Below are 20,122 nucleotides of genomic sequence, written 5' to 3'. Positions count from 1 at the left end.
TGCGCCTGCACGGGGCAGGGCGCGTGGTTCCGGGGTTGGGCCTCCCCGCTGCCGCCGTTTCCAGATCCCTCGCCTTGCGGCGGAAGGACACCCCGGAACGGGTGGTTGCAGCGGGTGTGTATTCGCCTGCTGTCCGTTGGGACGCTGCGCCCGGCGTGGGCGCCCTGGCCAGCCTTGGGCCGGAAGGGACCGCGCATTCTAGCCGCGGCCCTGCCTGCGGGCAAGCGGGGTCAGTAGGTCACGGTGACGGTGATGGTGTCGCCATAGGTGCCGGCCGGGACCACCTGGGTGGCCGGGACGCGGCCGAACACGGTCAGGGACTGGGCGCTGCCCGCCCCGGTGCCGGCAGCGGTATCGGTGCCCACGGTCGCGCCCCAGCGCTGGGTGCGGGCGGCGTTGCGGTACAGCTCGTAGGTGACGTGGCTGGCGGTGCTGCCCAGGCGCATGCGGCGGGTGTTGCCGACGGCGTTCTGGCCGTTGTTCAGGGCGACGTTCCAGGCCGTACGGCCGGTGCAGGTGAAGGTCAGGGTGGAGGTCTGGTCCTGGTTGGCGTCGATACGGCCGGGCACGGCACCGAAGGCCAGGTTGGTGGCGGTGGAGATGGTGCAGTGGTTGGGAACGGTGGCGCTGGCGGTGAAGGGGAAAGTGATGCCGCCGCCGCCGATGCCGCCGGAGGTGCAGGAAGCCGGGTAGGACGGGGTGCCGATGGTGGACTCGGCGTAGCGATACTGCAGGCGAGTGTGGGTGCCGGTGAACGGATTGCTGTGGCTGCCTGCCGCCAGGCCGGTCTGGGCCGGCACGCGCGCATGGAGGGTGGTGCTGGTGCTGCCGCTACCCCCGAGCAAGGGAACGCTGTACTGCAGGTCGATCAAGACCGGTGTTGGCGTGGCGGCGATGTTGCTGTCGCCCCAGATCTGCGTGCGGGCCGCATCGCGGAAGATCTGGAACTGCAGGGCGTCGCCGAAGCTGTTGGTCATGCGCCGCGGATTGGTCTGGCCGGCGCCGTTGACGCCCGCGCCGATGTTCAGGCACATGCGGACGCGCGCCGTGGCCAGCGCGGACAAGCCGGTCGTGGTGCAGTTGACCGTGACGAGGGCGGTGGTATCGACATTGGCGGCGCCGGTGACCGTGCCGGAGCTCAACGGCGTGGTGCTGGCGGTGCAGGTGGTGACCGCGTCGGCGTCGCCGGCCATGCCATACAGCGCGGCCAGCGCCAGGAGGGAGGCGGCGAGGTTGCGGTGGAGGCTCATGGCAGGGGCCCCAGGCAGCGCAACGGGCCGATGCGCGGGAGGGCGGCGGCAGCCGTTTCGGGATAGTCGAACGCGATGACGCAACCGCGCCCGGTGTGCCGGACATGGATGTGGTTGTGCGCCTGCAATCCTTCAAGGTACGCCTCGCCCTCGTAACCGACGACGGCTTCGCGGCCGTCCGCCGTGCGCACGCGGCTGCCCACTGGCAACGGCTGTCCGTGTTCGTCGTGCAGCACCAGTACCGCGGCGCGCACGGGCGTGACCTGGAAGCGCACGCGCGCCCCGGCGCGGTCGCGGGGCGTGGCCAACTGGTCGACCTCGGCCACGCGGACGTCTGCGGGCAGGTCCATCGGGTCGATCGAGAGCTTGTTGCGCTGCCAAGCATTGAGCGGTGTGACCAGCAGCATGCCGCGTGCGTCGGTGTGGCCGACCACGCGGTTCTCCAGCTTGACCGGGACGCCGGCATGGCCATCGGTGGAGACCACGGCGAAGGCGTCGTGGACGTTGCGTGCGGCGAACGTGTGGCCGCCCATCCGCACCAGGCTGCCGCTGGCTTGTGCATAGGTGTGGCGGCTGTCGCCGAAGCGCATGACGCCGGCGCCGACGCGGGCGTGGTCGCCGAGCCAGCCGGCTTCGACCAGGCCGCCATCGTCGCGGTCGCCGGCGCGGCCCTGAACGCGCCAGCCGAAGCCGCCGTCGCCGGGGATGGGCCGTGCGAGGTCGAGCATGGCGGTGTCGCGGTCGCGGTCGCGTTGCCAGGACGCGCCGAGCTGGCGCGTGTCGCCCAGCGGCACCAGGACGCCCAGGTGCAGGCTGCGGTCGTCGGCGTCGTCCAGGTTGCGGTTGTAGGTGAAGTGCGCCGACCAGCGACCGGCGAAGCTGCGGCTCCAGGACAGCCCGGCGTAACGCGCGCGATCGATGTCGGGGTCGGCGTGGTCGAGCCGCAGGTAGCTCAGGCTGACATTGCCCGCGGCGCCGGTGGTGATGCCGGCCACGACGCGTTCGTTGCGGGTGGGTGGGCGCGGGCCATGCAGCGACGCGATGTCGCGGTAGTCGCCGCGGGTACGGCGGCTGTCCAGCGACAGGTTGTAGCGATGGTTGTTCCAGCCGTAGCCCAGCGCACTTTGCGAGCCGCGCGCGCCATCGTGCGCGCTGCGCGCGTGCGACGCGCCGAGCACGCCGGCCATTCCCAGCAGCCAGGCGCCGCCGACGCCGGCATGGACCAGTCCGGCACTGGTCTCGGCATGCGTTTCCAGGGTGAAGTGGTCGCTGGCACCGTAACGGAAACTGCCGCTGGCGACCGGATCTCCGGCGTACGAGAACGAGCGGATGCCATAGTCCTCGCGCACCGCGCCCAGGCTCACCGACCAGTCGGACAGCCCACGCGCGAGCAGCCGCTGGGTGGAATAGAACGGGAACTCCAGCGTGCGCACGCGGCCGTAGGCGTCGGTGACGACCACCCGCGCCAGGCCGGCGCCGGTGATGCCGGGTACCGCGTTCACCTGGAACGGACCGGCCGGCGCGCTGCCGCTGTACTGGCGGATGCCATCGATGTAGAGCTCGATGTCGGAGGGCACCGACGCTTCGCCGAGGAACCCGGGCAGCGGCGCGGTAACCCGATACGGCTGCAGCGCATAGTTGCGCCCGAGCTGGATACCGCCGATGCGCACCGGCCGGGTCCAGTCGAGGAAGCCGGTGAAGGCATCGCCGACGGTCAGCGTGACCGCGGGGCCGGGAAACGACAGGTCCCAGCGCGTGTCCAGCCGCACCGAATCGCCACGCCAGCCGCGGCCATCGCCATCGCGGTCGCCGCGGATGCCGCGGGCCACCGCGGTATTGCTCAGCACGCCATGGCCCAGGCCGAACACGCGCAGTTCCGAGGCCGCGGTCAGGCTGCTTGCGGTCCCGGTGTCGCTGGCGTACAGGTCGTAGTTGAGCAGGACACCGGGCGCCGACTGGGCCGCGACCGGCGCGTGGCCTCCGTGCGTCCCCAACGCGGTGGTGCCCAGCGCAAGCTGCGACAGCGGCGCATCGATCTCGACCCGCTGCCGCGCCGCGTCGTAGCGGACCCGGGTGCCGGGAATCGCGTCCAGCGCCACGGTGTCGTGGTCGCCCGCCCCCGGTAGCCGGAAGCCGAGGCCGCGTAGCGTGACGGCATCGGCATGCAGCCGCCCCTCGCGTGCCTCGAACGGGACCAGTTGCGGTTGCGGCATCTGGTTCAGCACCACCTCCAGGTACAGGCGGACGGGCGCACCGATACGCGCCGCGGCAACATCGATGCGGCCGGTGCCGGGCGTGGTGGCGGCTTGGGCCTGTGCGCTTGCCGCCATCGCCGTCAGCAGCAGGGCATTACCGGTCCAGGACCAGCGTGCGTTCGACCGCTTCGCCATTGATCCTTGCCTGGAATGAGCCGCCGGGAGTCGCATCCAGTCCGGCGGGCAGCGACCATCGGCGCGTCTGGCCCGGCAGCACGTAACCGGACAGCCCTTGGGCGATGACGCGCCCGTGGCCGTCTGCTGCGACGTGGGTGAGATCCGCGACCTGGGCGTGGCCGTTGCCCAGGTTGTCCAGTTGCAGGAAGCGGTCGTCCGCGTCGCCGCCGATGCGGGCGTGCAGGATGGGGGCGGTGGCCGGATTGCCGTGCGGGGCGAGGAACACCGGAATCGAGTAGCGCAGGACGAATTGCAGGCCACGGCGTCCGGGCGCAGGGGTATCGTCGAGCGGCAGTTCGTCGACGATCACGCGATAACTGGCCTCCGTGCCGGTCGGTGGCGGCCCCAGGCGGACGATACGCACCAGCTGGTCGCCGCCGGGCGCCAGCTCCAGCATCGGCGGGCTGATCGCCAGATCGGTGCTCGGCTCCAGCACGTCCTCGCCATCGACCTGGGTCCAGCGGAACACGCGCACCTGCGCATGCAGCGGCGCGCTGCCGCTGTTGCTCAGGATCAAGCCGTCCGCGGCGCGTTCGGCGGGGACGGTGACCGTGGTCGGGGTGACCTGCAGGCTGGCCGCGCCGGCGGCGGCCGCGGCAAGCAGCAACGCGGCCGCGCAACAAAGCGACCGCCGCCACCGGGCCTCGTGCGTGCTCCGGGACATGGGCGACGATCAGTACGTGATCGTCGCGGTCACAGTGTCAACGTAAGACGCGGCCGGAAAGTTCGCGCTGGGCACCAGCCCGTAGACCGGGAACTGCTGCACGGCGCCGTTGCCGATGCCGGCCACGGTATTGGTATCGATGGTGTCGCCCCAGACGATCGAGCGACCGGCATCCTGATAGAGCTGGTAGGGCACCAGGTCGCCGTTGTTTGCCATGGCACGGCTGGCGATACCACCGCCGCCTGCGTTCAGTCCAGCGTCCAGCGCAATGGCGTAGGCCGTGCCCGGGGTGCAGTTGACGTTGAGCTGGCCGACGGCTTCGATTGCGGTTGCGGTGGAGGGATGGCTGCCGAACGCGACATCGGTCGCGGCCGGGGTGTCGATGGTACAGACACTGGTGATCGTGAGAGTCACGTCGAAGGTGGTCGAGGCGGACTGCGCGAATGCCGAAGTGGCGAAGGTGCCGGCCAGGAGGGCGAAAGTGGCGGCAAGAATGCGGATTTTCATCGGGATGCTCCGGAAGGATGGACGGTGAAGAGACTCCTGTCTTCCCAGATCTCGGCAGCACGATCCATTCCAGCACCGGGCCGTGCCATCCCGGTCGTCGAAATACGCGATGCCTCACGAGAATTGCGGCGGCAGCGTCAACCCGATGCTGGGTGCAGTGCCCCGGCGTGTCAACGAATGACGGAGGCCGAAGGGTGCCGGATCGCGTCGTTTGCGTATTCATAAATCACGGCGTGCGAGCACGAGGTGACGATGCCGTCAGTCGAAACGGAGCGGCGGCGCGCGCGGCAATCGAGGGAATGTCCCGGCCCTGCATTCAGCCAGTGACGGTTTGGGCGATAATGCCGCCATGGGCATCACCACCAAGACCCCCGAAGAGATCGAGAAGATGCGCGTCGCCGGCCGCCTGGCCGCCGAGGTGCTGCAGGTCGTGGCCGAGCACGTGAAGCCTGGCGTGACCACCGAGGACCTGGACCGCATCTGCCACGAGCACATCGTCAACGTGCAGGGCGCCACGCCGGCCAACGTTGGCTACAAGGGCTATCCCAAGGCGACCTGCATCTCCGCCAACAACGTGATCTGCCATGGCATCCCCAGCGCCGGCAAGGTGCTCAGGGATGGCGACATCATCAATATCGACGTCACCGTCATCAAGGATGGCTGGCACGGCGACACCAGCCGCATGTATTTCGTCGGCACGCCGTCGGTGATGGCCAGGCGGCTGGTCGAGGTGACCCGCGAGGCGATGTTCCGCGGCATCCGCACGGTCAGGCCGGGCGCGACGCTGGGCGACATCGGCCATGCCATCCAGCAGTACGCCGAGGGCGAGCGCTTCAGCGTGGTGCGCGAGTACTGCGGCCATGGCATCGGCAAGGTCTACCACGAGGATCCGCAGGTGCTGCACTACGGCCGCGCCGGCGACGGCGTGGTGCTGGTGCCGGGCATGACCTTCACCATCGAACCGATGATCAACGAAGGCACCCGCTACACCCGGACGCTGCCCGACGGCTGGACCGTGGTCACCAAGGACCGCAAGCTGTCGGCGCAGTGGGAGCACACCGTGGCAGTGACCGGGGACGGCGTGGACATCCTCACGCGCCTGCCCGGCGACGACAACGACCTGTGAGCGCGCCGGCGTCCCCCCACGGCGACGCCGCGGCACGGATCGACGACATCGACGATGCGGCGTGGGCGGCGAAGGCCTCCGCCGCGCTGGCCGCGCACGATGCCCACCTCGCGCAACGCTTCGACGCCGGCGACGACCCGGTGCGCCTGACCATGGCGCGCGCGGTCGCGGTGGACAACTGGGTGCGGCAAGCATGGGCGCGCTGCATCCCCACCGATGCCTCGCTGGCGCTGTTCGCCGTGGGCGGCTACGGCCGCGGCGAGCTGTTCCCGCATTCCGACATCGACCTGCTGGTACTGGCCGAGCCCGACGCGCAGGCAGGCCAGCAGGAGGCGCTGGCGCGGCTGTTCGCGCTGCTGTGGGATGCGCGGCTGCCGGTGGGCCATGCGGTGCGTTCGCTGTCCGAGTGCACGACGGCGGCGGCCGACGTGACGGTGATGACGGCGTTGCTGGAATCGCGCCCGCTGCTGGCCAGCGCCAGCGAGATCGCACGGCTGAACGATGCCATCGCGCCGCATCGCGTGTGGCCGCCGCGCGAGTTCTTCGCCGCCAAGCGCGAGGAGCAGGTGCGTCGCCACGCGCGCTTCGGCGACACTTCGGACAACCTCGAACCCAACCTCAAGGACGGCCCCGGCGGACTGCGCGACCTGCAGACGCTGCGCTGGATGGCGCTGCGCATCTTCGGCGCGCACGGGCTGGAGGCGCTGGTGCCCCTGGGACACATCGGCATCGACGAACAGGCCTCGCTGGAGCGCGAGGCGCGCGTGCTGTCGAAGCTGCGTTTCGGCCTGCACCTGGTCGCGGGCAAGGCCGAAGAGCGCCTGCGCTTCGACTACCAGCAGTCGCTGGCCGCACGGCTGGGACACAAGGGCGACGACGACAACCTCGCGGTCGAGCAGATGATGCAGCAGTTCTACCGCAGCGCCGCGGTGGTGCAGCGGATCAACGACCGCCTGCTGCAACGCTTCGAGGAGCAGATCGAAGGCGAGGGCGAAACCGCCGCCATCGACGCCGAGTTCGCATCGCGCCGCGGCTACCTGCTGGCGCGCGATGCGTTCTGGCCCGGCGGCGATGCCGAGCGCGTGTTCGCGCTGTTCGCGGCGTGGGCCGAGCGCGGCGAGCTGCGCGGCCTGCATTCGGCGACGGCGCGGGCATTGGCCGAATCGCTGCATGCCCTGCCTTCGTACGAGACCGCCAGCCCCGCCCTGCGCGAGTCGTTCATGGCGCTGCTGCGCGGGCCGATGCCGGTGCGCACGCTGGAGCGGATGGCGAAGATGGGCGTGCTGGCGCGCTGGATCCCGGCATTCGCGCGCGTGTCGGGCCGCATGCAGTTCGACCTGTTCCACGTGTACACCGTCGACCAGCACACGCTGGCGGTGCTGCGCAACCTGGAGGCGTTCGCGTCCGGCAAGCCCGACGAGCGCTTCTCGATCGCGCACGAGGTCTGGCCGCGGCTGCGCAAGCCGGAACTGTTGCTGCTGGCTGGCCTGTTCCACGACATCGCCAAGGGCCGCGGCGGCGACCATTCCGAGCTCGGTGCCGTCGACGCGCGTGCCTTCTGCGAGGCGCACGGCTTGCGCGACGCCGACACCGCGCTGGTGGAGTGGCTGGTGCTCAAGCACCTCCTTATGTCGATCACCGCGCAGAAGCAGGACATTTCCGATCCCGACGTGATCCATCGCTTCGCCGAACAGGTCGCCGACCGCGAACGCCTGGATTACCTGTACCTGCTGACCTGCGCCGACATCGCCGGGACATCGCCGAAGCTGTGGAACGCGTGGAAGGACCGGCTGCTGTCGGACTTGCACGCCGCCACGCGCTTTGCGCTGCGCCGTGGGCTGGAGCATCCGGTCGCGGCGGCCGAGCGCATCGCCGAAAACCGGCAGGCGGTGCAGGCCATCCTTGCCGACGACGGCATCGACGACGTCGATGCCCTGCTGGCACGGATGCCCGATGCCACCTTCCTGCGCGCGCGTCCCGACCAGGTGGCATGGCAGGCCAACGCCATGCACGGAGCGGCGCCCGGCGTCCCCGTGGTCCGCGTGCGGCGGCTGGCCACCGGCGACGATGCGCTGGAGGTGTTCATCCACTCGCCGGATCGTGACGGGCTGTTCGCCGCCATCGTGATCACGCTCGACCGCCTCGGCCTTGCGATCCAGCATGCGCGCGCGCTGGATGGGCCCGACGGCACCATCTTCGACCTCTTCCAGGTGTTGCCGGTGGATACGCGACAGCGCCCCGACCTGTCGGCGATCGAACGCAAGCTGTCGACGGTCGTGGCAGGTTCGCTCGACGTGCGCCCGGCGCGGCGCGCGCAGCCGCGGCACCTGCGCCATTTCCGCACGCCGGTGCAGATCGGTTTCTCACCAGCGGCCGACGGGCTGCGCACGGTGATGAGCCTGGTGTGCACCGATCGCCCCGGCCTGCTGGCCGACATGGCCGACGTGCTGCGCCAGCAGCGGGTACGCGTGCACGATGCGAGAATCGCCACGTTCGGGGCGCGCGCCGAGGACGTGTTCCGCATCAGCGACCGACACGACGCCCCGCTCGACGACACCCAGCTCCAGGCCCTGCGCGATGCGCTGCAGGCCGGAATCGAAGGAGAACCATGATGTCCCCCGCGAAGAAGAAGACCGCACCGAAGCCGGCGCCCGCGAAGGCGGCGAAGCGATCCACGCGCAAGGCCGATCCGAACGCCGAACTGAAGTTCGTCATCGACAGTGCGTGGGAACGTCGCGCCATGCTGACGCCTGCCGAGCTCGAGGGCTCCACGCGGCCGTTGGTGGAGCGTGCCATCGACGGCCTGGAAACCGGCGAGTTCCGCGTCGCCGAACCGGACGGCAAGGGCGGCTGGACCGTCAACGAGTGGCTGAAGAAGGCGGTGCTGCTGTACTTCCGCGTCAACGAGATGGAACTGGTGGAAGCCTATCCGGCGCCGTTCTGGGACAAGGTGGAGTCGCGCTTCGGTGCGTTCGAGGAAGCCGATTTCCGCAAGCTGGGCGTGCGCGTGGTGCCGGGCGCCATCGCTCGTCGCGGCACCTATTTCGGCAAGGACGTGGTGCTGATGCCCAGCTTCACCAACATCGGCGCGTACGTCGGCGAGGGCACGATGGTCGACACCTGGGCCACGGTGGGTTCGTGCGCGCAGATCGGCAAGCACTGCCATCTGTCCGGCGGCGCCGGCATCGGCGGCGTGCTCGAGCCGCTGCAGGCCAGCCCGACCATCATCGAGGACCACTGCTTCATTGGTGCGCGCTCGGAGGTGGTCGAAGGGTTCGTCGTCGGCCACCACAGTGTGATCGGCATGGGCGTGTTCCTCGGCCAGTCCACGCGGATCTACAACCGCGCCACCGGCGAGATCACTTACGGCTACGTGCCGCCGTACAGCGTGGTGGTCTCCGGCCAGCTCCCGGCCAAGGACGGCTCGCATTCGCTGTACTGCGCGGTGATCGTCAAGCAGGTGGACGAGAAGACGCGTAGCAAGACCAGCGTCAACGAACTGTTGCGCGGTCTGGCGGACTGATCGATGACGACGCTTTACGGACTGAAGAACTGCGATACCTGCCGCAAGGCGACGAAATGGCTCGACCGCTTCGGCATCGCGCATGCGTTCGTCGACTACCGTGAGCAGAAGCCTTCGCCGGAAACGCTGGCGGAGTGGGCCGGCAAGCTGGGCGGGTTCGCGGCGATGGCCAACAAGTCCTCGACCACGTGGCGGCAGTTGCCGGAGAATCGCAAGGCGGCCGCCAGCGATGCGGAATGGAAGCTGCTGCTGCGCGAGCATCCGCAGCTGATCCGTCGCCCGGTGGTGGTGACCGACGACGGCGAGGTCACGCAGGGATTCAGCGACAACGGTTTCAAGAAGCGCTTCGGCATCGCGTAGTCGCGGGATGCCGGCCATGCATCGGAGGCCCGTGTTCAAATAGCCGCATGAGCGATGTCTTAGACCTGACCTGCGACCTGATCGCCCGGCCTTCGGTGACGCCGGACGATGCCGGTTGCCAGCCAATGATCGCCGAGCGCCTGCGCAACGCCGGCTTCGACATCGAATCCCTGCGATACGGCGACGTCGACAACCTGTGGGCCACCCACGGCAGCGACGGGCCGGTGCTGGTGCTGTTGGGCCATACCGACGTGGTGCCACCGGGTCCGGTCGAGGCCTGGACCAGCGATCCATTCGTTCCGACCGTGCGCGATGGCGTGCTGTACGGACGCGGCGCCGCCGACATGAAGTCCGGTGTCGCGGCATTCGTCGTCGCTGCCGAACGCTTTGTTGTCGCGCATCCGGATCACACCGGCACGCTGGCCCTGCTGCTGACGTCCGACGAGGAAGGCGATGCGATCGATGGCGTGCGCCGCGTCGCCGACACCTTCCGCGCACGCGGCCAGCGCATCGACTGGTGCATCACCGGCGAACCGTCGTCCACGGAAAGGTTGGGCGACCTGCTGCGCGTCGGCCGTCGTGGCAGCCTGACCGGCACGCTCACGGTGCGTGGCGTGCAGGGGCATGTGGCGTATCCGCACAAGGCGCGCAATCCGATCCACCTGTTCGCGCCCGCACTTTCCGAGCTGACCGCCCGGCGCTGGGACGACGGCTTCGACAGCTTCCCGCCCACCAGCCTGCAGGTCAGCGACCTCCATGCCGGCACCGGTGCCAGCAACGTGATCCCCGGCGTACTGCGCGCGGTGTTCAACCTGCGCTACAACCCGCACTGGGATGCGCGGAGGCTGGAAACCGAAGTTGCACAAGTGCTCGATCGGCACGGACTCGACTACGACCTGCACTGGCACCGCAGCGGCGAGCCCTTCCACACGCCAGAAGGCAAGCTGCGGGCTGCCGCGCGGGAGGTGTTGACCGGGTTTTCGGGCGCTGCGCCGGAAGAAAGCACCGGTGGCGGCACGTCCGACGCGCGCTTCATCGCACCGCTGGGTGCGCAGTGCATCGAGATCGGCCCGGTCAACGCCAGCATCCATCAGGTCGACGAACACGTGCGTGTTGCAGACCTGGAAGCGTTGCCTGATCTCTACCAGCGGCTCATCGAACGCCTGCTTGCGTAATCTGCGCCAGGCGTTTTCTGCCCGCTGGCCTAAGCGCAGTTGTCCCGACTTGCGCCGGGATAACGGATGTCTGGTTTCTGATCTAAGGTGAGTCCCAACGTTCTTGGAAGACCCGGAGGGCGGCTGGCATGGATGCCAGCCGTTTTTCGACAGGACACGGATGTGCTGTCGAAAAATCCCGTCGAGACCGACTAAGCCGGTTATCTCCGTCGGGGAAGGCATTTCTTTGGTTGCTTTCCTTTGGGCAAACAAAGAAAGTAACCCGCCCTTCAGGGCGGAACGCTCTTGCCCTGACAAGGTTCGCCTGTTCACTGCGCAATGGACCGGCAAAGAAAAGTGACCTGCCGAAAGCCGGCAAGCTTTGACGGGGTGCGGATCGCGACGTCCACCCCATGCCGTTGCATTTCCCCCGGAAAGTAATGTGTTCTAGCGGGTGCACCGTTCGCTTCGCAGTCGCGGGAATGACGAAATGTGAGGAGCTGCAAAGCAGTTGCTCTATTCCGCGCCGCTGCGCTCCACCGGCCGTGCATGCCTGTCGTAGCGCATCGCGCTGACCACCAGGATCACGCCCAGCACCGCGGCGATCACGAACATCACCACCGCCAGCGCCGGATAGCCGAACAGGCGCGGGCCGGCCGACATCTGCATCATCTGCGTCGACGACAGCAGCAGCGCCGCGATCACCACCGCCGAGGCGATGCGGTTCGCGATCTTCTGCAGGTTCTCCATCAGCCGCGAATCGTCCAGCCCCGCCAATCGCACCTGCAAGCGGTTGGATGCCAGCAATGACAGCGTGTCCGACAACTTGCGCGGCGCCTCGCGCACCAGTTCGTGCAGCTCCATCGCCTCGCTGGCGAGGTTGGATGGCGACAGCGCCTTGCGCACGCGTGCACGCAGCAGCGACTGCAGGTGCGCCTCGATCTGCGCCTTGACGTCCAGTTCCGGCGCCAGCGCATCCACCACGCGTTCGAGGTTGAGCAGGGTCTTGCCGAGCAGGCTGATCTCGGGGGGCGAGCGCATGCCGCATTCGGTCGCGCGGCGCACCAGGTCCAGTACCATCCGGCCTTCCGAGGCGCGATGCACGCTGGACGCGTAGCGCGACACGACCTGCGAGATCTCGCGCACGTAGGCCGGCTCGTCGAAGTCCTCCAGCCGCGTGCCCAGTGCCACCATTTCGCGCGCCACGTCCTCGCCGCGGCCGTCGACGGCGGCGAACACCAGCTTCAGCAGGCGTTCGCGCTGGCGCGGCGGGATGGTCGCCACCATGCCCAGGTCGATCAGCGCGATGCGGCCGTCGGGGCAGAGCAGCACGTTGCCCGGATGCGGATCGGCGTGGATGTCGCCATGCACGAACACCTGGTCGAGGTAGGCACGCAGCAGTTCGGATGCAACGGGTTCGGTGTCGAGCTCGGTACGGCGCAGGCCACTGATGCGGGTCACGTTGATGCCGTCGATCCACTCCATCACCAGCAGCCGGGGCGTCACGTAGTCCCACAGCGGGCTCGGCACCCGCAACTGCGGATAGGCGACGAAATGGCGGCTGAATCGCTCCAGGTTCTCCGCTTCGATGCGGTAGTCGAGTTCCTGCAGCATGGTCTTGCGGAACTCGGCGATCCAGTCAGCCAAGCGCAGTCGCCGGCCTGCATCGGTCACGGTGTCGGCGGTGCCGGCCAGGCCGGCGAGCACATCGAGGTCCGAGCGCACGGCGCCCGCGACGTCCGGGCGCTGGATCTTCAGTGCGACGACACGCCCGTCCCGCAGGACCGCGCGATGTACCTGCGCCAGCGACGCGGCGGCCATCGGTTCCGGGTCGATATCGGCGAACACCTTGCTGGCGCGCACGCCCAGTTCCGATTCCAGCAGCGCCTCGATGTCGCCGATCGATGCCGGGGTGGCATCGTCCTGGATGCGTTCCAGCGCCACAACCCAACTGGCGGGAATCAGGTCGGGACGGGTCGATAGCGCCTGCCCGAGCTTGACGAACGCCGGCCCCATCGCCTCGAGGTCGGCGGCAAAGCGTTCGGCCAGTGCATCGGTTGCCTCGTCGCCGCCGTCGTCGTCGGGCGCCTCGCCCAGGTCGAGCCCGGACATGATGCCCGCCTTGCGATAGCGCGCCAGCATCGCGATGACCTGGGCGGTGCGGGACAGGCGTTGCACGGTATCGGACATGGGCTGGTCCTTGTTGGCCGGTGGCGCGCCGGGGAAGGCGTGGTCGCCGGGGAGTATCGGCAGCGGCCGGTGATGGTTGTGTTTGCAACCGTTGCAAAGCCCGCGCCGCGCGGTTACGGTCGCCGCATGTCCCGGCTTTCCACCCGCCACCCGTTCGCAGCGGACCGCAACCTCAATGCGGTGAATAATCGCGCGCGCGCAGCGGGCCGCGACCGGGCGTAGATCCAACACCACGCCCGGACCACGACAGCCCGCATCGCAAGGTGCGGGCTTTTTCGTGGGCGGGCGCCCACCTCATTCCCCACAGGAGCGTTTCCCATGTGTTCGATCTTCGGCATGTTCGGCCTGCAACCCGGCGACGATGTGCAGGCGTTGCGCCGGCAGTCGCTGGAACTGTCGCGCCTGCAGCGCCATCGCGGCCCGGACTGGAGTGGCGTGCACCACGATGATGGCGCGATCCTGGTGCATGAGCGCCTGGCCATCGTCGACCCGGCCGGTGGTTCGCAGCCGTTGCGCTCGGCCGATGGCGGACTGGTGCTGGCGGTCAATGGCGAGATCTACAACCACCGCGAACTGGAAGGGTCACTGGCGCAGGACTATGCCTTCCAGACGGGGTCGGACTGCGAGGTGATCAATGCGCTGTATCGGGAACAGCCACCGGAAACGTTCCTCGACCAGCTCAACGGCATTTTCGCCTTCGCGCTGTGGGACGTGGCTCAGCGGCGCGTGCTGATCGCGCGCGACCCCATCGGCGTGGTGCCGCTGTACTGGGGCCACGACCGCGATGGCCGGTTGTGCGTGGCTTCGGAAATGAAGGCGCTGGCGCCGATCTGCGCCGACGTGGCGCAGTTTCCGCCGGGCCACTATTACGACAGCATGCTGGATGACGGAACCGGGGCGGGCTCCGCGCTGCGCAAGTACTACGACAGGCCGTGGCGCGCGTATGCAGCCGTGCAAGGCGTGGACGCCGATATCACGGCGCTGCGCGAGGCATTCGAACGTGCGGTGCATCGCCAGCTGATGTCGGACGTGCCCTATGGCGTGCTGCTGTCGGGCGGGCTGGATTCGTCGCTGGTGGCGGCGGTGGCGGCGCGTTATGCGCGGCATCGCGTCGAGGACGACGACCGCAGCGAGGCGTGGTGGCCGCGGCTGCATTCGTTCGCCATCGGCCTCGAGGGTTCGCCCGACCTGGCCGCGGCCGAAGTGGCGGCGGAGGCGCTGGGCACAGTCCACCACGGCTTCACCTACACCTTCCAGGAAGGGCTGGACGCGCTGCCGGAGGTGATCCGCCACATCGAGACCTACGACGTGACCACCATCCGCGCTTCCACGCCGATGTACCTGCTGGCGCGGCGGATCAAGGCGATGGGGGTGAAGATGGTGCTGTCGGGCGAAGGCAGCGACGAGATCTTCGGCGGCTACCTGTACTTCCACAAGGCGCCGGACGCACGCGAGTTCCACGAGGAACTGGTCCGCAAACTGGACGCGCTGCACAACTACGACTGCCTGCGCGCCAACAAGTCGATGATGGCCTGGGGCGTGGAGCCGCGGGTGCCGTTCCTCGATGTCGAGTTCCTCGACGTGGCGATGCGCATCGACGCCAGGCACAAGATGATCGACAAGGCCGCCAGCGGTGCGCGGCGGATGGAGAAGGGCGTGCTGCGCGAGGCCTTCGAGGGCTGGCTGCCGGAGTCGATCCTGTGGCGGCAGAAGGAGCAGTTCAGCGACGGCGTGGGTTACGGCTGGATCGACGGCCTGAAGGCGCACGCCGAGGCGCAGGTGTCCGATCGCGAACTGGCGGCGGCCGACAAGCGCTTCCCGGTCAATCCGCCGCAGACCAAGGAGGCGTACTTCTACCGCAGCCTGTTCGAGGCGCAGTTCCCGGGGGGCGCCTGCGCGGCGACGGTGCCGGGCGGCAAGTCGATCGCGTGCTCGTCGCCGGCGGCGATCGCATGGGACGCGGCGTTCGCGGCCGCGGCCGATCCGTCGGGGCGCGCGATTGCGGGGGTGCACGTCGCGGCCGCGTGAGCGCCGCGGCGCAGGGAACGCTCAGCCGCAGTAGACGCGGACGATGCGGTTGTCGCGATCGAGCTCGATGTTGACGCGGTCGACGCGGAATTCCTTCGTCACCGGTTGCCCGGGCGCGATCGGCCGGACCAGGCCGGCGTGGCTTTCGCGCCACACCCGCGCCATCGCTTCCTGCGTGGCTTCCTGGCCGATGGCCCACTGCACCGGGTCGGCATGGCAGGCGCCCGATTGCGCGGCGGCCTCGCCGGGACGGCCGGCGTCCGGCTGCAGGCCTGTGCAGGCAGCGAGCGTCGCAACAAGGGCGAGCGAGGCGATGCGGGCGACGACGGGCTTGTCCATGCGTGGAAACCGAGGGGAATTGACGCGTTTCTAATCCATCCGCGACACGCTGTCCACGACTGGCGTGCGAGCCTCGAAGTCCCGTGTCGAGGAGCCCGCCATGACTGACGACAAGTCGCGCCAGCCGCAACCGCCGCAGGAGCAGGATCGCCAGCCCGGCCTGCAGTCCGAGATGCGCCCCGCACCGGAATGCATCCGTGACGGCTATCGCGGTTCGGGCAAGCTGGACGGCAAGGTGGCCCTGGTGACCGGGGGCGACAGCGGCATCGGCCGTGCCGTCGCGTTGCACTTCGCGCGCGAGGGCGCGAGCGTGGCGATCGGCTACCTCGACGAGGAGATGGACGCCAGGGAAACCTGCCGTCTGCTGCGCGAGGAGGGCGTCAAATGCGTCGCCATCGCTGGCGACGTGGGCGACCCCGCGTTCTGCGAGCGCATGGTGGCGCAGGTGCTGGACACGTTCGGCCGGCTCGACATCCTGGTCAACAATGCCGCCGAGCAGCACACGGTGGATGCGCCGGAAGAACTGTCGCCGGAACAGATCGAGCGCACCTTCCGCACCAACGTGTTCGCTTATTTTTACCTGGCCACCGCCGCCATCCCGCACCTGCGCGAGGGGGGGTGCATCATCAATACCGGATCGGTCACCGGCGTGCGGGGCCATGAAAAGCTGATCGACTATGCGTCGACCAAGGGTGCGATCCATGCGCTGACGTTCTCGCTGGCGCAATCGCTGGCCGAGCGCGGCATCCGCGTCAACGCAGTCGCGCCCGGCCCGGTATGGACGCCGCTGATCCCGGCCAGTTTCGATGCCAAGGAGGTCGCCGGGTTCGGCGCCAATACCTTGCTCAAGCGTCCGGGCCAGCCATCTGAAGTGGCCCCTGCCTATGTATTCCTCGCCAGCGAGGATGCCTCGTTCATCACCGGGCAGACCATCCACGTCAACGGCGGCGGGCACATCTCGGCTTGAATCGAACGCGTCGGGAGGCCATCAGCGCGATGGCTTCTTGACGCGCCGCAGGTAACGCAGGGTGGCGGTTTCCCACTGCCGCGGCCCGCGCGCGCCCTGTGCGGCGCGATGCAGGCGGCCATCCTGCCAGCCGTCGAACACGCACGGGTCGATGTACGACTTGCGGCACACGGCGGGGGTGTTGCCCAGCATTTCCGCGACCGCATTGACGACGTCGCGTTCAACGCCTGCGATGTCGCGCTTGGTAGCGTCCTCCGGCACGGGCGTGGCGGCGAGCAGCCGGAACGCGGTGGCGGTGGCGCCCCAGGTGCGGAAGTCCTTCGCGGTGAACGGACCGCCCATGCGCTCGCGCAGGTAGTCGTTCGCATCCGACGAATCCAGCGGGCGCAGGTTGCCTTCGTCGTCGCGGTACTGGAACAGGCGCTGGCCGGGCAGTTCGTGCATCGCCCGCATGATCTTCACCAGCCGGCGGTCATCGATGCCGGCATCGTGGGTCTTCCCTCCCTTGCCCTTGAACTGCAGGTGCAGGCCATCGCGCAGGAACTTTGCGTGCCGGTTGCGCAGCGTGGTCAATCCGTACGAGCCATTGTCGCGGGCGTACTCGTCGTTGCCGATGCGCATCAGGGTGGTGGCCATGATGGTCACCAGTGCGGCCAGCGCCTTCTCGCGGGGCAGGCCGCGCAGCGACAGGTCGATGCGCAGACGCCGACGCAGTCGCGGCAAGGCCTTGCCGAAGGCCAGCAGCCGATCGAACTTGTCGGCGTCGCGCGTGCTGCGCCAGTCCGGGTGGTAGCGATACTGCTTGCGCCCGCGCGCGTCTCGGCCGGTGGCCTGCAGGTGGCCGCGCGGCGAAGCGCAGATCCACACATCGACATAGGCGGGCGGGATGGCGAGTGCACGGATGCGGGCCAGCGTGGCCTCGTCGCGGATGCAAACCCCGGTGGCATCGTCGTAGCGGAAGCCGCGCCCGCAGCGTCGCCTGTGGATGCCCGGGGCGGAGTCGTCGACGTAGAGAAGTCCGGCCTCGCGGGCATCGGCGGCGGCCGGTGGTGCCGGGCGTCCGTTGCCTCGCTCCTTGCTTCGCGTCCTGCGTGCCTGTGTCATGCGCGAACGCTAGCGGGCGGCGGTGATGCCGGGGTGAATCCGGCGGTGGTCGCCGCCCTCACGCCGGGAAGACATCGACGGGCCTAGCGTTGCGACAGGAACGGGAGGTGTCAGCCCATGGCACAGGCATTGCGCGACGCCGAGGGGCGTGAACTGCATCTGGCGGACGGCTATTCGCTGGACGATGGCGTATTGAGTGTGGAAGGTGCGCCGCTGTTCCTGTTCGACGATCCCGGGCGGCTCGACCCGGACCTGCTGGATGCGATTGCCAGCTCCATGCCGGGCGCGCGGGTGGCGCGGCGCTGAGGCAGGTGTGACGGTGCCGGGTTGTGGCGCTGCCGGGTTTGTTCGCGGGCTCTGACGCTGCATCTCTTGGCTGGGCGGCTGGCATGACTTGATCCCGGTGGATTTCTGCCATACCGGCGAAGGCGCGTACCCATGGACGTGGACGCTCGCTCGTACGGCTGGGTCAGGCGACGAAGCGCGTGAAGAAGCGAAACGGCGTGAAGCGCATTGGGATGCACTCGGGCCATCCATGTGGCCCTCGCCCCTGCGCGGGCAGCCTTCGGCTGTGCTGATCGGCCATCCTGCCGATCAGTCGAAGCCCCTTGGAATTCTCGTCCAACCCCTCTGCGCCAGATACGCAAAAGCCCCCTTGCGGGGGCCTTTGCGTATCTGGCGGAGAGGGGGGGATTCGAACCCCCGAGGCGCTATAAACGCCTGCCTGATTTCGAGTCAGGTACATTCAACCGCTCTGCCACCTCTCCTGGATCCGGCGTGTTGCGCGGCCCGGCGGCGTGGCCGGGGGCGCAATGATACGGGTGGGGTGGTGTGGGGACAAGGCGACCCGCGCGATCGGGCGGGTTCAGCGCCAGTTGTCGGCCACCCACTGGGTGGGCAGCACGCGTCGGTACCACTTGCCGCTGCGGCCGGCGATGGCGTCGGGCGGGTTGGGCTTGCCGTGGAAGGCGATCACCTTGGCGCCCTCCGGGATGCGCGGTGGCAGGAACCAGCCCAGCAGCAGGCCGCGCACGCAGTGGCGCTTGAAGCTGCGGCACCACTCGGCCGGCCAGTAGCCCAGCTTGCCTTGGCGGGCGAGGTAACCGGTGATGTATTCCTGCTCATTGCGCACCTTGGCCAGCGCCTCGGCCTGGTGGTCGCGCAGGTAGTCCAGCGCGTCGCGATGGGCGCCGATGGTGTAGCGATAGACCGAGGTATTGCCGGTCCCGTCGCGCTTGTCCCACTCCTTGATCACCAGGAACTCGCCCGGCGGGTCGAAGAATTCGTCCAGGCTGCCCACGATCACCACGTCCAGGTCGATGAACAGCGTCGGTCCCGCCAGGTCGTAGAGCGGGTTGGCGAAGCTGGTCAGCTTCAGCCAGCCATGGCCGAAGGTCCACGGCTTGCGCTGGTCGAAATCGGCGATGCCCACGGCGGGGATGTCCAGCACTTCGATATCGGGCTCGATGCCCGCGCGGTCGTCGGTCAGGCAGACGAAGCGGTGCGGGCGCTTGAGGTGCCGGCGCACCATCGAGCGCAGCTTGTTGACGTAGTCCGGGCCGTACTTGGTGCCCCATTTGATGCAAAGGACGTTGACGGTCTGCATGCGTGGTCCGATGGCGGCCCGGTGGCCGCGGTGCGTGGCGATGAACACCAGTATAGAGGTCCGTGCCCACGGGCCGGGCTGCAGCCGGCTGAATTGCTAGACTCTGTCGGCTATGGCCGTATTCGACGCCACCGAAAGCCTCACGCCGTTCCACGACGAACGTGGCAGCGGTGAGTATGGCGCGCTGCTGTTCGACGCGACCCAACTGCGCCAGGCCGATCCACGCTGGTTCGACCCGCGCGAGTGGGGCGACCGGGCCACCCAGGTGGGCGGCAGCGGGCGGGGGGGCGCCTGGTTCATCGAGGCCAGCCACGGCCCCTGCGTGTTGCGCCAGTACCTGCGGGGTGGCCTGGCCGCGAAGCTCAGCCGCGACCGCTACCTCTGGCGTGGCGCCAACCGCACGCGCAGCTTCGAGGAATTCCGCCTGCTGCGCGAATTGCTGCGGCGCAAGCTGCCGGTGCCGCAGCCGGTCGCGGCGTGCTACCTGCGCTCGCGCTTCACCTACCGGGCGTGGATCATCATCGAGCGGCTGGCCGGCGTGCGTTCGTTCTCCGAACTGGCCGCCACCGAAGGCAGCGAGGCGCCGTGGGAACAGACCGGGCGGCTGGTGGCGAAATTCCATCGCGAAGGCCTGGACCATGCCGACCTCAACGCCACCAACATCCTGTTCGACGATACCGGCAAGGGCTGGTTGATCGATTTCGACCGCGGGCGCATGCACATCCCCGAAACGCGGTGGCGGATGCGCAACCTGGCGCGCCTGCAGCGTTCGCTGCACAAGCATCCGGGCGGCCGCAGCGCCGGCCAGATCGATGCCGACTTCGCCCGCCTGCGGGGCGCGTACGACGCGCGCTGGGCGAAAGGCAACTGAC

At 68.7% G+C, this 20,122-nt stretch carries 17 protein-coding genes and 1 tRNA gene; 9 read left to right on the top strand and 9 right to left on the bottom strand.

Going from position 1 to position 20,122, the window contains the following annotated elements:
* Positions 1-230: 230 nt before the first annotated feature.
* Genes E2F46_RS05640 through E2F46_RS05625 form a run of 4 tightly spaced genes read right to left on the bottom strand, consistent with a single transcriptional unit; the run spans position 231 to position 4,853 of the window.
* Complete coding sequence (locus tag E2F46_RS05640) at positions 231-1,250, bottom strand: Csu type fimbrial protein (protein WP_133321113.1); 1,020 nt, start codon at positions 1,248-1,250, stop codon at positions 231-233.
* Positions 1,247-3,640: a fimbria/pilus outer membrane usher protein gene (locus E2F46_RS05635; protein WP_133321112.1), complete on the bottom strand. Its 2,394-nt coding sequence runs from the start codon at positions 3,638-3,640 to the stop codon at positions 1,247-1,249. The genes E2F46_RS05640 and E2F46_RS05635 overlap by 4 nt, the downstream gene beginning before the upstream one ends.
* Positions 3,600-4,346, bottom strand: coding sequence for a fimbrial biogenesis chaperone (locus tag E2F46_RS05630; RefSeq protein WP_133321111.1), 747 nt, complete (start codon positions 4,344-4,346; stop codon positions 3,600-3,602). Before E2F46_RS05630 ends, E2F46_RS05635 begins: the two co-directional genes overlap by 41 nt.
* 9 nt (positions 4,347-4,355) lie before the next feature.
* Positions 4,356-4,853 carry a Csu type fimbrial protein gene (locus E2F46_RS05625; RefSeq protein ID WP_133321110.1) on the bottom strand — a complete coding sequence of 166 codons (498 nt, stop codon included), beginning with the start codon at positions 4,851-4,853 and terminating at the stop codon, positions 4,356-4,358.
* Positions 4,854-5,202: 349 nt separating this feature from the next.
* On the opposite strand from E2F46_RS05625, the gene map reads away from it, so the two are divergent.
* From map to dapE, 5 genes are read left to right on the top strand one after another with little or no spacing between them, the layout of a single operon-like run.
* Positions 5,203-5,979, top strand: coding sequence for a type I methionyl aminopeptidase (gene map / locus E2F46_RS05620; RefSeq protein ID WP_133321109.1), 777 nt, complete (start codon positions 5,203-5,205; stop codon positions 5,977-5,979).
* On the top strand, positions 5,976-8,591 hold the full coding sequence (gene glnD / locus E2F46_RS05615; RefSeq protein ID WP_243720319.1) for a [protein-PII] uridylyltransferase: 2,616 nt from the start codon (positions 5,976-5,978) through the stop codon (positions 8,589-8,591). Before map ends, glnD begins: the two co-directional genes overlap by 4 nt.
* The gene (gene dapD, locus E2F46_RS05610; protein ID WP_133321108.1) at positions 8,588-9,502 is read left to right on the top strand and encodes a 2,3,4,5-tetrahydropyridine-2,6-dicarboxylate N-succinyltransferase; all 915 of its coding nucleotides are present in this window, start codon (positions 8,588-8,590) and stop codon (positions 9,500-9,502) included. The genes glnD and dapD overlap by 4 nt, the downstream gene beginning before the upstream one ends.
* A 3-nt stretch (positions 9,503-9,505) precedes the next feature.
* Positions 9,506-9,862 (top strand): arsenate reductase, encoded by a 357-nt coding sequence (locus tag E2F46_RS05605; RefSeq protein WP_133321107.1) that lies wholly within the window; start codon positions 9,506-9,508, stop codon positions 9,860-9,862.
* Positions 9,863-9,909: 47 nt separating this feature from the next.
* Positions 9,910-11,037: a succinyl-diaminopimelate desuccinylase gene (dapE, locus tag E2F46_RS05600; protein ID WP_133321106.1), complete on the top strand. Its 1,128-nt coding sequence runs from the start codon at positions 9,910-9,912 to the stop codon at positions 11,035-11,037.
* Positions 11,038-11,532: 495 nt separating this feature from the next.
* On the opposite strand, the gene E2F46_RS05595 is transcribed toward dapE, so the two are convergent.
* Complete coding sequence (locus tag E2F46_RS05595) at positions 11,533-13,206, bottom strand: ABC1 kinase family protein (RefSeq protein WP_133321105.1); 1,674 nt, start codon at positions 13,204-13,206, stop codon at positions 11,533-11,535.
* 318 nt (positions 13,207-13,524) lie between these two features.
* Between E2F46_RS05595 and asnB the strand changes: the two genes are divergently transcribed.
* Positions 13,525-15,234 carry an asparagine synthase B gene (asnB, locus tag E2F46_RS05590; protein ID WP_133321104.1) on the top strand — a complete coding sequence of 570 codons (1,710 nt, stop codon included), beginning with the start codon at positions 13,525-13,527 and terminating at the stop codon, positions 15,232-15,234.
* 21 nt (positions 15,235-15,255) lie between these two features.
* Here the strand turns inward: asnB and E2F46_RS05585 are convergent, their stop codons facing one another.
* On the bottom strand, positions 15,256-15,573 hold the full coding sequence (locus E2F46_RS05585) for an I78 family peptidase inhibitor (RefSeq protein ID WP_133321103.1): 318 nt from the start codon (positions 15,571-15,573) through the stop codon (positions 15,256-15,258).
* Positions 15,574-15,673: 100 nt separating this feature from the next.
* Between E2F46_RS05585 and E2F46_RS05580 the strand changes: the two genes are divergently transcribed.
* Positions 15,674-16,540, top strand: a complete 867-nt coding sequence (locus E2F46_RS05580; RefSeq protein ID WP_133321102.1) for an SDR family oxidoreductase — start codon at positions 15,674-15,676, stop codon at positions 16,538-16,540.
* 21 nt (positions 16,541-16,561) lie between these two features.
* Here E2F46_RS05580 and E2F46_RS05575 read toward each other — a convergent pair whose 3' ends face one another.
* On the bottom strand, positions 16,562-17,644 hold the full coding sequence (locus tag E2F46_RS05575; protein WP_133321101.1) for a DNA topoisomerase IB: 1,083 nt from the start codon (positions 17,642-17,644) through the stop codon (positions 16,562-16,564).
* A 117-nt stretch (positions 17,645-17,761) separates the two neighbouring features.
* Here E2F46_RS05575 and E2F46_RS05570 point away from each other — a divergent pair, with 117 nt between their 5' ends.
* Positions 17,762-17,950, top strand: a complete 189-nt coding sequence (locus tag E2F46_RS05570; protein ID WP_133321100.1) for a hypothetical protein — start codon at positions 17,762-17,764, stop codon at positions 17,948-17,950.
* 370 nt (positions 17,951-18,320) lie between these two features.
* Here the strand turns inward: E2F46_RS05570 and E2F46_RS05565 are convergent.
* Both E2F46_RS05565 and E2F46_RS05560 read right to left on the bottom strand, forming a co-directional pair.
* A tRNA-Ser gene (locus E2F46_RS05565) sits at positions 18,321-18,411 on the bottom strand.
* Between the two features lie 98 nt (positions 18,412-18,509).
* Positions 18,510-19,250: a glycosyltransferase gene (locus tag E2F46_RS05560; RefSeq protein ID WP_133321099.1), complete on the bottom strand. Its 741-nt coding sequence runs from the start codon at positions 19,248-19,250 to the stop codon at positions 18,510-18,512.
* Between the two features lie 112 nt (positions 19,251-19,362).
* On the opposite strand from E2F46_RS05560, the gene E2F46_RS05555 reads away from it, so the two are divergent.
* Positions 19,363-20,121, top strand: coding sequence for a 3-deoxy-D-manno-octulosonic acid kinase (locus tag E2F46_RS05555; RefSeq protein WP_133321098.1), 759 nt, complete (start codon positions 19,363-19,365; stop codon positions 20,119-20,121).
* Position 20,122: the final 1 nt, after the last annotated feature.

Origin of the sequence: Luteimonas aestuarii, assembly GCF_004357985.1 — a bacterium.
Lineage (GTDB): Bacteria > Pseudomonadota > Gammaproteobacteria > Xanthomonadales > Xanthomonadaceae > Luteimonas > Luteimonas aestuarii.
Note: the sequence above shows the minus strand (reverse complement) of the source record. Positions and strands in the feature narration are given on the sequence as shown.

Coding starts and splice junctions, on each gene's coding strand:
- E2F46_RS05640 (WP_133321113.1), bottom strand. CDS start 1,250: ATGAGCCTCCACCGCAACCTCGCCGCCTCCCTCCTGGCGCTGGCCGCG.
- E2F46_RS05635 (WP_133321112.1), bottom strand. CDS start 3,640: ATGGCGAAGCGGTCGAACGCACGCTGGTCCTGGACCGGTAATGCCCTG.
- E2F46_RS05630 (WP_133321111.1), bottom strand. CDS start 4,346: ATGTCCCGGAGCACGCACGAGGCCCGGTGGCGGCGGTCGCTTTGTTGC.
- E2F46_RS05625 (WP_133321110.1), bottom strand. CDS start 4,853: ATGAAAATCCGCATTCTTGCCGCCACTTTCGCCCTCCTGGCCGGCACC.
- map (WP_133321109.1), top strand. CDS start 5,203: ATGGGCATCACCACCAAGACCCCCGAAGAGATCGAGAAGATGCGCGTC.
- dapD (WP_133321108.1), top strand. CDS start 8,588: ATGATGTCCCCCGCGAAGAAGAAGACCGCACCGAAGCCGGCGCCCGCG.
- E2F46_RS05605 (WP_133321107.1), top strand. CDS start 9,506: ATGACGACGCTTTACGGACTGAAGAACTGCGATACCTGCCGCAAGGCG.
- dapE (WP_133321106.1), top strand. CDS start 9,910: ATGAGCGATGTCTTAGACCTGACCTGCGACCTGATCGCCCGGCCTTCG.
- E2F46_RS05595 (WP_133321105.1), bottom strand. CDS start 13,206: ATGTCCGATACCGTGCAACGCCTGTCCCGCACCGCCCAGGTCATCGCG.
- asnB (WP_133321104.1), top strand. CDS start 13,525: ATGTGTTCGATCTTCGGCATGTTCGGCCTGCAACCCGGCGACGATGTG.
- E2F46_RS05585 (WP_133321103.1), bottom strand. CDS start 15,573: ATGGACAAGCCCGTCGTCGCCCGCATCGCCTCGCTCGCCCTTGTTGCG.
- E2F46_RS05580 (WP_133321102.1), top strand. CDS start 15,674: ATGACTGACGACAAGTCGCGCCAGCCGCAACCGCCGCAGGAGCAGGAT.
- E2F46_RS05575 (WP_133321101.1), bottom strand. CDS start 17,644: ATGACACAGGCACGCAGGACGCGAAGCAAGGAGCGAGGCAACGGACGC.
- E2F46_RS05570 (WP_133321100.1), top strand. CDS start 17,762: ATGGCACAGGCATTGCGCGACGCCGAGGGGCGTGAACTGCATCTGGCG.
- E2F46_RS05560 (WP_133321099.1), bottom strand. CDS start 19,250: ATGCAGACCGTCAACGTCCTTTGCATCAAATGGGGCACCAAGTACGGC.
- E2F46_RS05555 (WP_133321098.1), top strand. CDS start 19,363: ATGGCCGTATTCGACGCCACCGAAAGCCTCACGCCGTTCCACGACGAA.